Below are 434 nucleotides of genomic sequence, written 5' to 3'. Positions count from 1 at the left end.
AAAGTGAACAAGATCACTTAGACGAGACGGCATGCCCAGGCACCGCGGCTGACTCCGCTATCGATCTCGCCCCGGCGCGCCTCAAGCACATAAGACCAACCGAGCAAGCCCCCCCCCCAGACGTGGGCGGACCATGCCCGCGGCCGACGACGGGCTGCGCACCCGACGTCGGACGCGCGCGGGTGGGACCGGTGCCGGGGGACCGTCAGGCACTCTGCCCGTCAGCGACATCCCGCAGAAGCTGCCGGATCCCGCGAACAGGCCTGTACCCGAAGGCTTTTGAGGCGCCGGTGGAGTCGTAGACGCGGTCCAGGCGGTCGGGCACTGTCCACCCCCGCTCCCGGAAGACCGCGTGCACGTCCGGAAGCCGATCGGCGAGGACCGCATCCGCATCGTGGTAGAGGGCGAGGCAGTCCTCCCGGCGGAACGGGTGG

Annotated in this window: 1 pseudogene; it reads right to left on the bottom strand. The window is 69.8% G+C overall.

The window, feature by feature from the left end:
* Positions 1 to 205: 205 nt before the first annotated feature.
* Positions 206 to 434, bottom strand: a pseudogene (locus tag RM572_RS29340) (NAD-dependent epimerase/dehydratase family protein); the annotation flags it as partial.

The organism is Streptomyces hazeniae, assembly GCF_031845485.1.
GTDB lineage: Bacteria > Actinomycetota > Actinomycetes > Streptomycetales > Streptomycetaceae > Streptomyces > Streptomyces hazeniae.
This window is presented reverse-complemented; position numbering and strand designations above follow the sequence as displayed.